At 72.3% G+C, this 15567-nt stretch carries 17 protein-coding genes and 2 tRNA genes; 16 read left to right on the top strand and 3 right to left on the bottom strand.

Features of this window, described 5'->3' with window-relative positions; genetic code table 11:
- The first annotated feature begins 10 nt into the window (after positions 1-10).
- The 4 genes from gyrA (at position 11) to BLS43_RS09860 (ending at position 3884) form a co-directional block, all read left to right on the top strand.
- Complete coding sequence (gene gyrA, locus BLS43_RS09845; protein WP_176921253.1) at positions 11-2512, top strand: DNA gyrase subunit A; 2502 nt, start codon at positions 11-13, stop codon at positions 2510-2512.
- Between the two features lie 48 nt (positions 2513-2560).
- Positions 2561-3535, top strand: coding sequence for a DUF3566 domain-containing protein (locus BLS43_RS09850; protein WP_245707404.1), 975 nt, complete (start codon positions 2561-2563; stop codon positions 3533-3535).
- A gap of 50 nt (positions 3536-3585) precedes the next feature.
- Positions 3586-3659, top strand: a tRNA-Ile gene (locus BLS43_RS09855).
- 149 nt (positions 3660-3808) lie between these two features.
- Positions 3809-3884: transfer RNA gene (locus tag BLS43_RS09860), tRNA-Ala, on the top strand.
- A gap of 37 nt (positions 3885-3921) precedes the next feature.
- Here BLS43_RS09860 and BLS43_RS09865 read toward each other — a convergent pair.
- On the bottom strand, positions 3922-4866 hold the full coding sequence (locus BLS43_RS09865) for an NADP-dependent oxidoreductase (protein WP_093080738.1): 945 nt from the start codon (positions 4864-4866) through the stop codon (positions 3922-3924).
- A gap of 118 nt (positions 4867-4984) precedes the next feature.
- Between BLS43_RS09865 and BLS43_RS09870 the strand changes: the two genes are divergently transcribed.
- The 10 genes from BLS43_RS09870 to BLS43_RS09910 all read left to right on the top strand — a co-directional run bounded on the left by BLS43_RS09870 (position 4985) and on the right by BLS43_RS09910 (position 12206).
- Complete coding sequence (locus BLS43_RS09870) at positions 4985-5482, top strand: MarR family winged helix-turn-helix transcriptional regulator (RefSeq protein ID WP_093080743.1); 498 nt, start codon at positions 4985-4987, stop codon at positions 5480-5482.
- Between the two features lie 33 nt (positions 5483-5515).
- Positions 5516-6307 (top strand): methylenetetrahydrofolate reductase, encoded by a 792-nt coding sequence (locus BLS43_RS09875; protein ID WP_218129769.1) that lies wholly within the window; start codon positions 5516-5518, stop codon positions 6305-6307.
- Positions 6308-6459: 152 nt separating this feature from the next.
- Positions 6460-7041 (top strand): HEAT repeat domain-containing protein, encoded by a 582-nt coding sequence (locus BLS43_RS09880; protein WP_093080748.1) that lies wholly within the window; start codon positions 6460-6462, stop codon positions 7039-7041.
- A complete protein-coding gene (locus BLS43_RS09885; protein ID WP_093080752.1) occupies positions 7028-8002 on the top strand; it encodes a MerR family transcriptional regulator in 975 nt (324 codons plus the stop codon). The genes BLS43_RS09880 and BLS43_RS09885 overlap by 14 nt, the downstream gene beginning before the upstream one ends.
- Before the next feature lie 63 nt (positions 8003-8065).
- Positions 8066-9418, top strand: coding sequence for an APC family permease (locus BLS43_RS09890; RefSeq protein ID WP_093080757.1), 1353 nt, complete (start codon positions 8066-8068; stop codon positions 9416-9418).
- A 137-nt stretch (positions 9419-9555) separates the two neighbouring features.
- Positions 9556-9786, top strand: coding sequence for a hypothetical protein (locus BLS43_RS09895; RefSeq protein ID WP_093080762.1), 231 nt, complete (start codon positions 9556-9558; stop codon positions 9784-9786).
- A gap of 293 nt (positions 9787-10079) precedes the next feature.
- Positions 10080-10232, top strand: a complete 153-nt coding sequence (locus BLS43_RS29920; RefSeq protein ID WP_176921254.1) for a hypothetical protein — start codon at positions 10080-10082, stop codon at positions 10230-10232.
- A gap of 157 nt (positions 10233-10389) precedes the next feature.
- Entirely contained in the window at positions 10390-10962 is a 573-nt protein-coding gene (locus tag BLS43_RS09900) for a L,D-transpeptidase (protein ID WP_093080767.1), read from the top strand.
- Positions 10963-11036: 74 nt separating this feature from the next.
- A complete protein-coding gene (locus BLS43_RS09905; RefSeq protein ID WP_093080775.1) occupies positions 11037-11510 on the top strand; it encodes a DUF4188 domain-containing protein in 474 nt (157 codons plus the stop codon).
- A 39-nt stretch (positions 11511-11549) separates the two neighbouring features.
- Positions 11550-12206, top strand: a complete 657-nt coding sequence (locus BLS43_RS09910) for a metal-dependent transcriptional regulator (protein WP_143029996.1) — start codon at positions 11550-11552, stop codon at positions 12204-12206.
- 108 nt (positions 12207-12314) lie between these two features.
- Here the strand turns inward: BLS43_RS09910 and BLS43_RS09915 are convergent, their stop codons facing one another.
- Positions 12315-13115: a hypothetical protein gene (locus tag BLS43_RS09915; protein WP_093080785.1), complete on the bottom strand. Its 801-nt coding sequence runs from the start codon at positions 13113-13115 to the stop codon at positions 12315-12317.
- Between the two features lie 276 nt (positions 13116-13391).
- Here BLS43_RS09915 and BLS43_RS09920 point away from each other — a divergent pair, with 276 nt between their 5' ends.
- Entirely contained in the window at positions 13392-14519 is a 1128-nt protein-coding gene (locus BLS43_RS09920; RefSeq protein ID WP_245707405.1) for an alpha/beta hydrolase, read from the top strand.
- 4 nt (positions 14520-14523) lie between these two features.
- On the opposite strand, the gene BLS43_RS29925 is transcribed toward BLS43_RS09920, so the two are convergent.
- Positions 14524-14973 carry a hypothetical protein gene (locus BLS43_RS29925; RefSeq protein WP_093080789.1) on the bottom strand — a complete coding sequence of 150 codons (450 nt, stop codon included), beginning with the start codon at positions 14971-14973 and terminating at the stop codon, positions 14524-14526.
- 53 nt (positions 14974-15026) lie between these two features.
- Here BLS43_RS29925 and BLS43_RS09930 point away from each other — a divergent pair, with 53 nt between their 5' ends.
- On the top strand, positions 15027-15566 hold the full coding sequence (locus BLS43_RS09930; RefSeq protein ID WP_093081325.1) for a peptidylprolyl isomerase: 540 nt from the start codon (positions 15027-15029) through the stop codon (positions 15564-15566).
- The last annotated feature ends 1 nt before the right edge of the window (position 15567 follow it).

Consider the following 15567-nt stretch of genomic DNA (forward strand, 5'->3'; position numbering starts at 1 on the left):
GACCTGAACAGTGACTGACACCTTGGACCCGGCCCTCCCCGGCGCGGGCGGCGGCGACCGGATCGAGCCGGTCGACATCCAGCAGGAGATGCAGCGCTCCTACATCGACTACGCGATGTCCGTCATCGTGGGTCGGGCGCTGCCGCTCGTGGAGGACGGCCTCAAGCCGGTACACCGGCGCGTCCTGTACTCCATGGGCGAGAACGGCTTCCGGCCGGACCGCTCGTACGTCAAGTGCGCCCGCGTCGTCGGCGAGGTGATGGGCAACTACCACCCGCACGGCGACTCGGCGATCTACGACGCGCTCGTCCGGCTCGCCCAGCCCTGGTCGATGCGCTACCCGCTGATCGACGGGCAGGGCAACTTCGGCTCGCGGGGCAACGACCCGGCGGCGGCCATGCGGTACACCGAGTGCCGGCTCACGCCGCTGGCCATGGCGATGCTGCAGGACATCGAAGAAGAGACCGTCGACTTCGCGGACAACTACGACGGCAAGACCCAGGAGCCCCTGGTCCTGCCGTCGCGGGTGCCGAACCTGCTGATCAACGGCTCGGTCGGCATCGCCGTCGGCATGGCCACGAACATCCCGCCGCACAACCTGCGCGAGGTGGGCGAGGGCGTCGTCTGGGCGCTGGACAACCACGAGGCGAGCGACGAGGAGCTCCTGGACGCGCTCATGGCGCGGATCAAGGGCCCGGACTTCCCGACGGCGGGTCTGATCGTCGGCCGGGACGGGATCGAGTCCGCCTACCGCACCGGGCGCGGCTCGGTGCGCATGCGCTCGGTCGTCGAGGTCGAGGAGGACGCCAAGGGCCGCACCATCCTCGTCGTCACCGAGCTGCCGTACCAGGTCAACCCGGACAACCTCGTCGAGTCCATCGCGAGCATGATCCGCGACGGCAAGATGACGGGCATCTCGGAGATCAACGACGAGAGCTCGGACCGCGTCGGCATGCGCATCGTGTTCACGCTCAAGCGGGACGCGGTGGCCAAGGTCGTGCTGAACAACCTCTACAAGCACAGCCAGCTGCAGACCGGCTTCGGCGTGAACATGCTGGCGATCGTCGACGGCGTGCCCCGCACGCTGCGGCTGGACCAGGTCATCCGGAACTACATCCGGCACCAGATCGAGGTCATCGTCCGGCGCACGCGCTACCGGCTGCGCAAGGCCGAGGAGCGCGCCCACATCCTGCGTGGTCTGGTCAAGGCGCTCGACGCGCTGGACGAGGTCATCGCGCTCATCCGGGCGTCGCAGACGGTGGACGTCGCGCGCCAGGGCCTCATCGAGCTCCTCGAGGTCGACGAGATCCAGGCCCAGGCCATCCTCGACATGCAGCTGCGCAGGCTGGCGGCCCTGGAGCGGCAGAAGATCGTCGACGAGCTGGCCGAGATCGAGCTCGAGATCGCGGACTACGAGGACATCCTCGCCCGCCCCGAGCGGCAGCGGCAGATCGTCAAGGACGAGCTCATCGAGATCGTCGAGAAGCACGGCGACGAGCGGCGCACGCGGCTCATCGCGGACGACGGGGACGTCACCAACGAGGACCTCATCGCCGTCGAGGACGTCGTCGTCACGATCACCCAGACCGGCTACGCCAAGCGCACCAAGACCGACCTGTACCGGGCGCAGAAGCGCGGCGGCAAGGGCGTGCAGGGCGCCACGCTGAAGCAGGACGACATCGTCGCCCACTTCTTCGTGTGCTCCACGCACGACTGGATGCTGTTCTTCACGAACAAGGGCCGGGTCTACCGGCTCAAGGCCTACGAGCTGCCCGAGGCGAACCGGAACGCACGCGGCCAGCACGTCGCGAACCTGCTCGCGTTCCAGCCGGACGAGCACATCGCCCAGGTCATGCAGATCAAGGACTACCAGGCCGCGCCGTACCTCGTGCTCGCCACGAAGAACGGGCTGGTCAAGAAGTCCCGCCTGGAGGACTTCGACTCCAACCGCTCCGGCGGCCTGATCGGCATCAACCTGCGAGACGAGGACGAGCTCGTCGGCGCCGTGCTCTGCAGCGCCGAGGACGACCTGCTCCTGGTGTCCGCCGAGGGCCAGTCGATCCGGTTCTCCGCGACGGACGAGACCCTGCGCCCCATGGGCCGCGCCACCTCCGGCGTCCTGGGCATGCGGTTCAACTCCGGCGACCAGCTGCTGTCGCTCGCCGTGGTGCAGAACGACAAGTTCGTGCTGGTCGCGACCGCGGGCGGCTACGCCAAGCGGACGCCGATCGAGGACTACCCGGTACAGGGTCGCGGCGGCAAGGGAGTGTTGACGCTCCAGTACGACCGCAGGCGTGGCACCCTGGTCGGCGCGCTCATCGTCGGGATCGACGACGAGCTGTACGCGATCACGTCGACCGGCGGCGTCATCCGGACCTCGGCACGCGAGGTGCGGAAGGCGGGCCGGCAGACCAAGGGGGTCCGCCTCATGAACCTCGGCGAGAACGCCACACTGCTGGCGGTCGCGCGCAACGCCGAGGACGATGACGAGGCCCCCGAGGAGACCGGCTGATCCCGGCCACCTGACCTGCACGCCGAACGCCGAGGAGTGCTCCACCTCGTGAGCGAGAACGAAGAGAAGCCGGCGACGGGGCCGGTGGCCACGGACAGCTCTGCAGCCGCACCGCCGCTCCCCACGGACGGTGCGGCCGAGGCCCCGGCGGACCCCGCCGAGGCCGCGGAGGACCGGACCACGCCCGCGAACGGATCGACCGCCAACGGTGCGGGGGTGAGTGCCGGGCCGAGCGCCGCGTCGAAGGACGACGGCGCGGCCGCCCCGGTCGCCCCGGCCACTGAGGCCCCCGACCACGCGTCGGCCCCGAAGAACGGGACGAGTCCGGCGGCCGACCAGACCGCGGTGTTCGCCACCCCGACGCCGGTGCCGCGGCCGCGGCCGGACGCCCCCTCGCCCGGGGCGGCGGACCAGCCGACGGGGACCCCGCTGCCCGGCTCGGTGCCCACTCCGCCGCCGTGGCGGCGGGCGTCGGGCTCGGACGCGACCGAGACCGCCGTCCCGACCTCGCGGCCCGCCCCTCGGCAGGCCCCGGTGGACTCGCTGCTCAGCGAGGCGCCCACGGCGTACATCGACCCGGGCGCGGCACCGCGCACGGCGTCGGTGGGCCCGGCGCGGGGCGAGGTCCACGCCGGCGTCCCGTCGGTGGGGGAGCGGGCCCCGCGCCAGGCGTTGCTGCAGCTCAAGCGGTTCGACCCGTGGTCGGTGCTGAAGCTCGCGCTGGTGCTCGCCGTCGTCCTGTTCTTCATCTGGCTGGTGGCGGTCGGCGTGCTCTACGGCGTGCTCGACGGCATGGGCGTGTGGGACCGGCTCAACGGCACCTACGCGGACCTCGTCTCCGGCGGTGGCCAGGGTGGCGGCGGATCGCTGATCAGCGCGGGTAGCGTCTTCGGCTTCGCCGCGGTCATCGGAGCGATCAACAGCCTGCTCTTCGCCGTGGCGATGACCGTGGGTGCGTTCGTCTACAACGTCTCCGCCGACCTGGTCGGCGGCGTGGAGGTCACCCTGTCCGAGCGGGACTGACCCCCCGCGAAGGCGGCGTGCGGGGTCCTGTAGAGTTCTGCACGCCGCAGGGGCCTATAGCTCAGTTGGTTAGAGCGCATCACTGATAATGATGAGGTCGCTGGTTCAACTCCAGCTAGGCCCACTCCATCGGCTTCGAAGGTGATCGACGTGAAGAAGCTCCTCGCTCTCGTCGCCGCTGTCGGCGCCGCGATCCTGGTGCTTGTCGGCCTCAAGTCCCGCAGCACCACAGATCCCTGGCACGAGGCGACCACCCGGTAGTCTGTCGCCCACGGGGACGTAGCTCAATTGGCAGAGCACCGCCTTTGCAAGGCGGGGGTTAGGGGTTCGATTCCCCTCGTCTCCACCATTTCCGACCGGCGATGGCGTCCGCTGTGTCCGTCGCGTCAGGCCGTCGGCGCAAGGATGACGATCTTGCCAGCCAGGTTTCCCGCGGCCGCCCGGGCGTGGACCTGGGCCAGGTCGGCCAGTGGGACGCGCTCGGCGACCTCGACGGTGAGCTCTCCGCGGTCGACGCGCGCCACGAGTTCCGACAGCTGGGCGACGTCGCTGCGGACGTACATGTCGATCGCGCGCACGCCGCGTTCCTCGTCGGCCGGGGCGGGCATCCACACGGTGGCGCTGACCACGACGCCACCGTCGCGAACGAGGGCGGCCAGCGCCGTGAACTCGTCCGGGTCGAGGGGTGCGAGGTTGAGCAGGACGTCGACCGGCGCGGTGACCGCGGCGGTCACCTCGGTGGCGCTGTGGTCGATGATCTCGTCGGCACCGGCGGCCTCCAGGTTCCGCCTGCTGCGCGGGCTGCCGGTGGCGATCACGTAGGCGCCCGCGGCCTTGGCCAGCTGCACCGCGTACCCGCCCACCGCGCCGCCTGCCCCGCTGATCAGCAGGCGCTGCCCCGGCTTCAGCTCGGCGTGGTCGAAGAGGGCCTGCCAGGCGGTGAGGCCGACCAGCGGCAGTGCGGCGGCGTCGGCGAGCGGGATGGCGGTCGGGGCCGGGGCCAGGATCTCGGCGGGGGCGACGACGTACTCGGCGGAGGCCCCGTCGACGACGAAGGGGAGGAAGCCGATCACCTGATCGCCGACGGCGAGATCGCGCACACCCTCGCCGAGCGCGTCGATCGTTCCCGCGACGTCCAGCCCGGGCACGTGCGGCAGAGTCAGGGGCATCGGGCCCTGCATGAGCCCCGCCCGGATGGTGCCGTCGACGCTGTTGAACGTCGTGGCCGCGACCCGCACCCGCACCTGTCCGGGACCGGCGACGGGCTCGTCCACCTCCTCGTGACGCAGGACCGTCGGGTCGCCGTACTCGTGGAATCGAATGGCCTTCATCGCCGAGCCTCCGCTCTCGCGTGGATGTGCTTCGAACTCGAAGCACGGCGGAGACGCTAGCAGTGCTTCGGAGTCGAAGCAAGTGCTCAGAATGTGAAGCAACTGTTAGGGTCTGCGCGTGACCGACCCGGACCCGTCCCTCGATCCCGCGCAGCTGGGCGCGTACCTGACGCTCATGGAGGTGGCAGGCCTGCTCCGCCACGCGGTCGAGCAGCAGCTCCGGGAGGCCGGCGACCTCAGCTACGTGCAGTTCCAGATCCTGGCGCGGCTGGGTCTCGACCTGCGGACGGGCAGCGCACGCATGACCGACCTGGCCGACGGCGTCGTCTACAGCCGCAGCGGTCTGACCTATCAGGCCAGGCTCCTCGAGGAGGCGGGCCTGGTCACGCGCAGCCCGTCGGAGACCGACGAGCGGGGCGTGACCGTCACGATCACCGAGGCCGGGCGGGCGCTGCTGGCCACGGTGCTCCCCGGCCACACCGAGGTGGTCAGCCGGCAGCTCTTCCAGCCGCTGACCCGCGAGGACACTCGAACCCTGGCCGACCTGTTGACACCGGTGCGCGACCACATGCGCTCGCTGCCGCCCCGGTCCGCGGTCCCTCGCCGCCGGCGCTGACCGCCACCGCTCGGGCGTGGCACTCTCTGCCTCGTGAGCCGCACCTTCTCCGTCGTCTGCGAGATCGAGCCGCCGACCAGGCCGGACCTGACGCGGGCGCGGCACCAGATCGGCATGCTCGCCCCCGTCGTCGACGACTTCCTGATCCCGGACAACCACATCGGCCGGGCCACGGTGTCGAGCATCGCGGTGGCGAACGAGGTGCACGCGATGGGGCGGCGGAGCATCGCCTGTCTGAACTCGCGCGACCGCAACCTGCTCGGCCTCCAGCGCGACCTGCTCACGGCGGCGGCGTACGGGGTCGACAGGTTCCTGTTCGTCGCCGGGGACAAGCCGACGGCGGGCGACCGGGCGGGCGGGCTCACCGTGCGGACCATGATCGAGGAGGCGCGGGCGATCACCGGTCGGCGCGAGTTCGCCGGGGTGGAGCCGTTCGGGATCGGGGTGACCTCCGGCAGTCGTCGTCGGCTCGCGCCGTGGAAGCGGGCGGCGGACTTCGTCTTCCTGCAGGTCGGGTTCTCCGTCGAGGAGGTCGTACGCTGGCGGGAGGAGAACCCGACCGACCAGCCCGTCTACGCCGGTGTCATGGTGCTGGCCAGCGCCGGGATGGCCGACCGGCTGCGGGCGAGCGTGCCGGACATCGAGATCCCGGCCGCGCTGGTCGAACGGGTCCGCGCCGACCCGGATGCCGGGGTGGCCGCGGCGTGCGAGCAGGTCGTGGCGCTGCGGGAGAGCGGCGCGTGCGACGGCGTGCATTTCGTGCCGGTCAGCAGGTACCGGCAGGTGGCGATCGAGCTGGAGCGGCTGCGTCCTCGGCCCCGGTGATCCACTCGTCGGGAGCGGAGCGGTCGGATATCGACCGCCGCGCTCCCCGAGAGTGGATCACCCGCATTGTGGCTCCACAATGCGGTGGTCGTGGTCGGGGCTCGAACTCGCAGGCTTGACCTTCACACTGTGACAAGGTCTTTCCTGGGCTCATGAGGTTCGACCACTCCGACACATCGGCCCGGTTGCAGGCGGCGCTCGCGGCGGGCACCCGTCCCGACCCCGCGCAGCTCGACGCGCTGGTCGAGCGCTGCGCCGTGGAGCCGGACTTCTTCGTCCGGGACATGCTGACCTGGGCACTGACCCGCCAGCCCGCCGCGCTGCCCCGGGTCCTGCGGGAGCTGCGCAGCGAGATCCCGCAGGCGCGCAGCCAGGCCCTGCATACTCTCTCGAAGATCGGTGACCCGGGCGCGTGGCCCGCGATCACGAGGGAGCTGCTGCATGACGCGGACGACGAGGTGGCCCGGGCCGCCTGGCGGACCGCGGTCGGGCTGGTGCCCGAGGGCGAGGAGCAGGCGTTGGCCGCCGAGCTGATGCACGAGCTCGGGCGCGGCGGTCGAGACGTGCAGCGCAGCCTCACCCGGGCGCTCCTCGCGCTGCGCGGCGCGGCGCGCCCGGCGCTGGAGCACGCGCAGGTCACGCTCCAGGTCCTGAACGACCCGGAGCTCAGCGTCGACGACGCGCTGCACCACGCGAAGCGCCGGGTCGCGTTGGGGCCCGATGCGGATCGGTGAGCTGTCGCGGCTGGCGGGCATCAGCACCCGGATGCTGCGCCACTACGACGCCATCGGGCTGGTCTCGCCGCGGCAGCGCACGGCGAACGGCTACCGCGACTACACCCCCGCGGACGTCCGCAGGCTCTTCCAGGTGGAGAGCCTGCGGACGCTCGGGCTGTCGCTGCAGGCGATCCGGGACAGCCTGGCGGACGCCGACGTGCCGCCGACCGCGCTGGTCGACGAGCTGATCGCGGCCACCGGCGAGCGCATCGCGCGCGAGCAGGCGCTGCTCGGGCGGCTGCGGAGCGTCCGGGAGAGCGGTGTGACGTCCTGGCGGGACGTCCTCGGGCTGGTCGCGCTGATGCAGGAGCTGGACTCCCCGGACCCGTCCCGGCGCCAGCGCGCCGCCCTCGCCGAGGGCCCGCCCGCGCCGCTGCTCGACGCGCTGTTCGGCGAGCGGGACCCGAACGTCGCCGGGGCTCTGCGGTGGGCGGTGGTCCGCGCGGGCGACGAGGTCCTCCCGCAGCTGGTCGCGGCCCTCGACGGGCCGGACGAACAGGCCCGCCACCAGGCCGTCGCGGCGCTCGTCCGGATCCCGGGCGCGGAGTCCGCGCTGCGCCGGGCGCTGCGGCATGGCGACCCCTACGTCCGGGAGCGGGCGGCGCTCGCCCTGGGGGACCGGGACGCCGTCCCCGAGCTGGTCGCGATGGTCGTCCGGGGTGCGGACGACGTGTCCGCCGCCGAGGCGCTCGGCCGCCTGGCCCGCAGCGACGACCCGGCCGGTGACTGGGCCGACGACCTGGCGGGTCGCCTCGTCGCCCGGCTCGACGACGACGTCCGCGCGCGGGGCCGGATCACCCAGGCCCTCGCCGAGATCCCCGGTCCCGCGGCCCACCGGGCCCTCACCGCACTCGTCGCGGACCCCGACCCGGCCGTCGCCGCGACCGCGCGCTCCCTCCTCGCCCGCCGCGCCGTTTGACGGTTGTGTTTCGAATGTCCGTCTCGTGCGGTGATCAGTGCTGAACGGTGTCAGCATCCCGGAATGGCCGAATCGACCGCGACGAGCGGGTCCACCGCACCGAGCACGAAGCTGAAGCGCACCGTCGGCGTCACCCTGCTGTTCTTCTTCATCGTCGGGGACACCCTCGGGGCCGGGATCTACACCCTGGTCGGGACCATGGCCGAGGACGTCGGCGGGATGCTGTGGCTGCCGCTGACGATCGCGCTGGTCGTCGCCCTGCTGACGGCGGGCACCTACGCCGAGATGATCACCAAGTACCCCATGGCGGGCGGGGCCTCGCGGTACGTGCAGAAGGCCTTCGACAAGCCGTACCTGACGTTCGTGATCGGCTTCCTGATGCTCTCCTCGGGCATCACCACGGCGGCGCTGCTCGCCAACGCGTTCGCCGGTGACTACCTCAGCACGCTCATCGACGTCCCGGCCGCGCCGGTCACGATCGTCTTCCTGCTGCTGCTCGTCGCGATCAACCTCCGCGGTGTGCGGGAGTCATTGTCGGCCAACGTGGTGATGACGTGCATCGAGGTCAGCGGCCTGGTGATGGTGATCGTGGTCGCGGCGATCGTGTTCGGCAGCGGGGCGGGCGACCCGACGCGCATCCTCACGCCGTCGCCGGACCAGCCGCTGCTGGTGGGCGCGTTCTCGGCGTCGGTCGTGGCGTTCTTCTCGTTCCTCGGGTTCGAGGCCGCGGCCAACATGGCCGAGGAGGTCAAGGAGCCGTCGAAGGCCTACCCGCGGGCCCTGTTCGGCGCGATCTGCACCGCGGGTGTGGTCTACCTGCTGATCGCGCTCGGCGCGGCGATCGTCGTGGATCCCGCGACCATGGCGAACTCCAGCGGCCCGCTGCTCGAGGTGATCACCGCCTCCGGCCTGCCGATCCCGGAGTGGCTGTTCTCGCTGATCGCGCTGGTGGCGATCGCCAACGGCGCGCTGCTGTTCATGGTCATGGCGAGCCGCGCGACCTACGGGCTGGCCGAGCAGAACCTGCTGCCCTCCTTCTTCGGCCAGGTGGCGCCCACCCGTCGGACGCCGTGGGTGGCGATCGTCGCCGTCGGTGCCGCGACGATCGGGATGAGCTTCGTCGGCAACATCGGCCAGCTCGCGGACACCACGGTCCTGCTGCTGCTCTTCGTGTTCATCGCGACGAACGTGTCCTGCATCGTGCTGAAGAAGGACGACGTGGGCCACGAGCACTTCTCGGTCCCGATCGTCGTGCCGATCATCGCCATCCTGGCGAGCATCGTCCTGCTCACCCAGCAGACCGCGGACATCTGGCTGCTGGGCGGCGGCTACCTGGTCGTCGGCACGATCCTCTTCCTCATCGCCCGCTACAGCAGGCGGAGGCTAGACGCGGGCGCGGACCAGCCGGCAGGCTGATCCGTACGCGACGCCGCCGGGCCTGACGTGGGCGGTGAGGTCGGCCCTGCCGGAACAGCCGCCCGGACCGTCCCACCCGGCCAGTCGGTCGCGGTTCGACTCCGCTGTCCGCACGGTGGTGACCCTATTCTGGTGTCGTGACGCACGACGAGCTCGTCGTCCAGTTCGCCCTGACCCGACTGGACAATCCCGGGCTGGATCTCGAGGAGGTCGCCGCGCTGCTGGTGCGGCGGGTCGGGCCCGAGCGCATGCTGCAGTTCGCGGCCGCGAACCTGGCGGACCGCGGTGAGCTGCGGGGCGCGTTGTTCGACTCCGCCGTCGAGCACGTGATGCGCGTGGTGCTGAGCCTCCGGGAGGACACGGCCTGACACCGGGCTCGATGTCGAGCCCGATGTCGAGCCCGATGTCGAGGACGTGCGCGCGGCTCCGACCCGTGGATATGAGCGACACGACCTCGACGCCACCCAGGCCGCGGGGCTGCCGGTGACCGTCTCGCCGGACACGGCGTCCGCCGCGCTCGACGAATGGTGCGAGCTCGACGCCCATCCCTTCCATCTCGAGGTCCACCCACGCCGCAGGGAGCTCTCGGCCCCGGGGCCGCACGCCGGCCCTCGAGGCGCCGGGGCGGCGGTGGTTCGCCGACCTGACCGGGGCGGCGGTCGTGTGGCGGCACTCGGCCGAGCCCGCGGCGGTGACCGTCCGGGGCTGGGTGCCCGATCTGCTGCTGTTCGTGTACGGACGTCCGAACACGGTGTCGGTGAGCGGCGACCGTTCGCTGCTCGGGTTGTGGCGCGAGCACGTCGCATTCGCCTGATCGGACCGTTTCGTGTGGCCGTTCGGCGCCCGCTGTCGACCGGTGACGGTCGAGGCGGTGTCGACCCACCCGTGTGGGCGTTGGACGGGTGCGTGGTCACGCACGGTGTCTCACGTAGAGTGATCGAGCAACTACGGAACGACGCGAGGAGTGGGCTGTGGGCACACGGCGGTTCGGGACCGCGAACGGCACGCGCAGGACGGTCGTCGCACTGATCGTGGCCGCCGTCGGCGTGGGTGGCGCGGTCGTCGCCGGGCCCGCCTTCGCGGAGGCCCCTGCCGCGGCTGCCGCGCACGCCGAGCCGCTGGTGCCGGGCACCCCCTGCTCGGTCTCGGCCAAGTCGTGCGTGGACCTGGAGTCCCAGCAGGCCTGGTTGATCCAGGACGGCAAGGTCATCCGGGGGCCGGTACGGATCGCCTCCGGCGGCAACGGCCAGGAGACCCCGGTCGGCCACTCGCTGCGGGTCTACCGCAAGGACCAGAACCACCTCAGCCAGGAGTCGCGGCTGCCCAACGGGAACCCGGCGCCCATGCCGTGGTCGGTGTTCTTCGAAGACGGTGGGATCGCCTTCCACTCCGGCAGCCCCGACCGCTCGTCGGGCGGTTGCATCCACCTCGAGCCCGCCGACGCCGAGGCCTGGTTCAACTACCTGCAGATCGGCGACATGGTGCAGGTGGTGAAGGCGTCGGAGGAGATGGCAGCGCGCGGGATGGCGCCGCCGCCCGCCTGACGGGGAACCTCCTTGACATGGATAGCTAGACTCTCCACTATTGGAGAGTCCGGGTATCCGAAGGAGTGGGCGCGATGAACCGCACGACGCACCGGCACGAGGGCGAGCTCGTGGTCTTCCTCATCGGCATGACGATCAACCGGTGGTGGCGGATCGACCAGTGGCTCCCGACGGCGCTGGCCATGCCGCGGATGCTGCGGGAGCTGGCCGCGGACCCGGAGTCGGGGATGCTCGGCTACCGGCTGACCCTGGAGGGCGCGAAGCCCACGGTCATCCAGTACTGGGACTCGGTCGAGAAGCTGTACGCCTACGCCTCGGACCGCGACGCCCTGCACCGACCGGCCTGGTCCGCCTTCAACCGGCGGGCGCGCAAGGCGCCCGGCGTGGTGGGGGTGTGGCACGAGACGTTCCACGTGGAACGGGCGGAGAGCGTGTACGCCGACACCCCCGAGATGGGTCTGGCCGCGGCGACGGAGAGCATTCCGGTGGCGCGCCGCGGCGACGGCGCGCGGGAACGCCTGGCGGTCGGGCGGACCGCCGCGTCCTGATCTCGGTCGTGGCGGTGAGGTGGGACTAACATCGACGCCGTGGGGACATTGACTCCCGCTGTCGAGGACTACCTCAAGACGATCTTCCTGCTGGTCACGCGCGGGGAGACCGTCACCACCGGGCTGCTCGCGAAGGAGCTGCAGGTGTCCTCGCCGTCGGTGTCGGCCATGGTCAAGCGGCTGGCGGACGGCGAGTTGGTGCACCGCGGCCGCGCGCTCACCCTGACCGACGCCGGGGAACGGGCCGCGCTGCGGGTGGTGCGCAGGCACCGGCTGCTCGAGACGTTCCTGGTCAAGGTCCTGGACATGCCGTGGGACGAGGTGCACGAGGAGGCCGAGGCGCTCGAGCACGCGCTCAGCGACCGGCTGGAGGCCCGGATCGACGCCGCCCTGGGCCATCCCACGCGGGACCCGCACGGAGATCCGATCCCGACGCCGTCGGGCAGTCACGACGAGAGCTGGGGGCAGCCGCTGACCTCGGCGCCCGAGGCCTGCCGGTTCCGGATCGAGCGGGTCTCGGACCGCCACTCGGACGCGCTGCGCTACCTCGGTGACCGCGGGCTGCGGCCCGGAGTGGTGATCGACGTGGAGACCCAGGAGCCCTACGGCGGGCCGCGGTGGGTGCGGGTCGAGGGGGAGCGGATCGCGCTGGCGCCACTGCTCACGGGCCTGGTGCACGGGCGCGTGGTGCGCTGAGGGAGTGCTGGTCGGTCCACACGCCGAAGCGCCGGCGGCCTCGTGGGCCTGCCGGCGCTTCGGGTGGACGCGCCCGTGGGGGCGCGGGGGAGCGGACGAGGTCCGTGATCAGCCTGCGAGGGCCACGATCTGCGAGACGATGTCGCCGGTCGACGGGACGGTCGTCGCGCCGGTGGTGTCGACGTCCTGGCCGGTCGTCGACGGCAGCTCGGGCGCACCGGTGGGCAGCTCCGGCGCGGCGAAGGGCAGCTCCGGCGCGGCGGGCAGCTCCGGGGCCGCGAAGGGCAGCTCGGGGGTGGCGAACGGGAGCTCGGGCGCGGCCGGGGCGGCCTCGTGCGACGCGGTGGGGACCTCGGTGGGGACCTCGGTCGGCAGCGCGGTGGGCAGCTCCGGGGCGGCGGGCAGCGCGGTCGGCAGCTCCGGCGCGGCGGGCAGCTCCGGGAGCGTGCCGAGCGGGAAGGTGCCCAGCGGGGTCGCCAGCTCGCCGTTGAACTCCGGCGCACCCGGCAGCTCGGGCAGGCCCGGGGCCTCGGCGGCCTCGTGCGAGGCGGTGGGGACGGCGAACGCGTCGGAACCCGCGTCCTGCGCCACGTTGCTGTCGACCGGGGCGATCTCCGGGGCGGGCGGGGCCTCGTCGGTGTTCTCGACGGTCACGTCCGGCGCCTCGAACTTCAGGATGCCGGGGATGTCCACGGCCTCCGGGACCTCGGGCGCGGCGGGCAGCTCGGGGACGGCCAGCTCGGGCGCGGCGGCGTCCGGCAGCGCGGGCGCGCCGACGGGCAGCTCGGGGGCGGCGGGCAGCTCCGGCAGGTCGGCGGCGAACGCCTGTCCGGCGAAGCCCGCGCCGAGGGCGGCGATCCCGGCGACGGTCGCCGTCGTGCTCAGCGTGCGCCTGGCGAGACTGCTCATGGCTGGGGTGGTCCTTCCGATCGGGGGAGATCGCATCTGTGCGGACGCTCGCGCTGCACGAGGCGGCCCGAGCGATCTGCCGGGCCAACGAAGCCGTCGTGACCTGGTTGTGCTCCACAGTTCGCGTTCACCCGAACTGATGGCGGCAAAGATGCAGGTCACACACGCTTCACCGGGACGGGGGACCCGCCGGTGCTTGACGCCGCGACGATCACGGTTCCGTCACGAAGCCCGCCGACTCGACGGTGACGCCGCCCGCCGGGGATGATCCGTGCCGTGGGGGAGAACGCTCGGCGGGAACGCGCACTGATGGCCGCCGGGGTCGGCGCGGCGGCCGGTCTCGGGATGCTGGGCGCCGGCGCCCTGGGCATCGGCCACCACTACGCCACGGTGCTGCTGGATCCCGCGCGGGTCGTCGCGTTCCCGGAGCGGGTGCTGCGCGCGGACGCGGACTCGGTCACGCTGGCCACGAGCAGGCTCGTCCGGCAGCCGGGGGTGTGGGGGCTGCGGTGGCCGGAGGGGCTGGCCGTCATCGGCCCGATCCTGTCCGACGACCGTCACGGCGTCCGGCGCGCGCTGCTGGGGGGACCCGTCCCGCGCGAGGGGGCAGCGGTGATCGACGCCGGGCCGTTCGATCCCGACCCGGCGGCGCGCGGGCTGCCCTTCACCGAGGTCGCCATTCCGACGCCGCTCGGTCCGGCGCCCGCCTGGCACGTGCCGGGCGGGTCGGACACCTGGGTGATCGCGGTGCACGGGCGCGGGGGGCGCAGGCGGGAGGCGCTGCGGATCCTGCCCGCGCTGCACCGGCTCGGGCTCCCGACCCTCGTCATCAGCTACCGCAACGACGACGACGCCCCGCCGAGCCCCGACGGCCACTTCCACCTCGGGGACTCCGAATGGGAGGACCTGGAGGCCGCCGTCCGGTGGGCGTGCGTGCAGGGGGCGCGCCGGATCGTCGTCGTCGCCTGGTCGATGGGGGCGGCCATCACCGGCGCCTTCCTCGACCGGTCCGCGGCGGCGGACCTGGTCGTGGCGCAGGTGTGGGACGCCCCCCTGGTGGACTGGCGCGCCACCCTGCGCAGGCAGGCCCGCAACCGGCTGCTGCCGCCGCAGCTCGTCGGGATCGCGACGGTGTCGGCGCGGCGGCGCATCGGCATCGACTTCGACCGGTTCGACCTGCTCCACACGCCGCCGCGGCGCCGCCCGCCGACGCTGATCGTGCACAGCACCCCGGACACGGCGGTGCCGGTCGGCCCGAGCCGCGCCCTCGCCGCGGCGGGCCCGGGCCTCGGCTGGCCGATCGAGCTGGTCGAGGTCGCCGGCGTGGAGCACACGGCGGCGTGGAACGCCGACCCGGACCGCTACGAGCAGCTCGTGACGGACTTCCTCGACGACCGGCTCTAAAGGATCAGCTGTGGCCGTTGCGGGCGGCGTGGGCCGGGGTCTCGGGCGCGAGGTCGACCGTGCCGGGCGGGGCGGTGCTGGGTGCCTCCTCGTGCGGCAGCTCCTGCGGCCGGCGGGAGAGCACGAGCCAGCCGACGACGGAGGCGACGGTCAGCGCGATGCCGGCGCCGATCCACCACCACCGCTTCGGGGCGCGGGGGTCTGGGTCGAGGCGTGCGGCGAGCTCCTTGCGGGCGGCGATGACGCGATCCGAGCTCGCCAGGTCGCCGACCCGCCCCTCGGCGCGGTGCGCCAGCTCGCCGACGGCCTCGCCCGCCTTCTCCGCCAGGATCGGGAGCTCGCGGTCGAGCAGGTCCTTCGCCTCGTGGGCCAGCTCCTCGGCGGCCTCGCCGAGAGAGCTCAACGCCGCTCCGGCGTGGTCGCGGGCACGGGTGAGAGCGCTGGTGGTGCTCATGTCGCCTCCATAGAGGTGTGGGTCGGGTGGCGTCCAACCTCGACCCTGGCACGATGGGGTACGTGACTGCACCAGGCAACTCGAAGCAGACCGCGATCCTTCACACGTCCGAGGGCGACATCCGGATCAACCTCTTCGGCGACCACGCCCCGAAGACGGTCGAGAACTTCACCGGTCTCGCCACGGGCGACAAGGCTTACTCGCAGCCGAACGCGTCGGGTGGGGACAGCGGTCCCTTCTACGACGGCTCGGTCTTCCACCGCGTGATCAGCGGCTTCATGATCCAGGGTGGGGACCCGACCGGCACCGGCCGTGGCGGCCCGGGCTACCAGTTCGGCGACGAGTTCCACCCGGAGCTCAAGTTCGACCGCCCCTACCTGCTCGCGATGGCGAACGCCGGGCCCGGCACCAACGGCTCGCAGTTCTTCATCACGGTGGGCCCGACGCCGCACCTCAACCGCCGCCACACCATCTTCGGTGAGGTCGCGGACGGCGAGTCCCGCGCCGTGGTCGACGCCATCGCCGGCACCTCGACCGACCGCACCGACCGGCCGCTGACGGACGTCGTGATCCAGAGCGTGGAGATCGTCTGAC

Origin of the sequence: Pseudonocardia oroxyli, assembly GCF_900102195.1 — a bacterium.
Lineage (GTDB): Bacteria > Actinomycetota > Actinomycetes > Mycobacteriales > Pseudonocardiaceae > Pseudonocardia > Pseudonocardia oroxyli.

Coding starts and splice junctions, on each gene's coding strand:
- BLS43_RS09865 (WP_093080738.1), bottom strand. CDS start 4,866: ATGAAGGCCATTCGATTCCACGAGTACGGCGACCCGACGGTCCTGCGT.
- BLS43_RS09885 (WP_093080752.1), top strand. CDS start 7,028: ATGCGGATCGGTGAGCTGTCGCGGCTGGCGGGCATCAGCACCCGGATG.
- BLS43_RS09890 (WP_093080757.1), top strand. CDS start 8,066: ATGGCCGAATCGACCGCGACGAGCGGGTCCACCGCACCGAGCACGAAG.
- BLS43_RS09915 (WP_093080785.1), bottom strand. CDS start 13,115: ATGAGCAGTCTCGCCAGGCGCACGCTGAGCACGACGGCGACCGTCGCC.
- BLS43_RS29925 (WP_093080789.1), bottom strand. CDS start 14,973: ATGAGCACCACCAGCGCTCTCACCCGTGCCCGCGACCACGCCGGAGCG.
- BLS43_RS09930 (WP_093081325.1), top strand. CDS start 15,027: ATGGGGTACGTGACTGCACCAGGCAACTCGAAGCAGACCGCGATCCTT.
- BLS43_RS09880 (WP_093080748.1), top strand. CDS start 6,460: ATGAGGTTCGACCACTCCGACACATCGGCCCGGTTGCAGGCGGCGCTC.
- BLS43_RS09905 (WP_093080775.1), top strand. CDS start 11,037: ATGAACCGCACGACGCACCGGCACGAGGGCGAGCTCGTGGTCTTCCTC.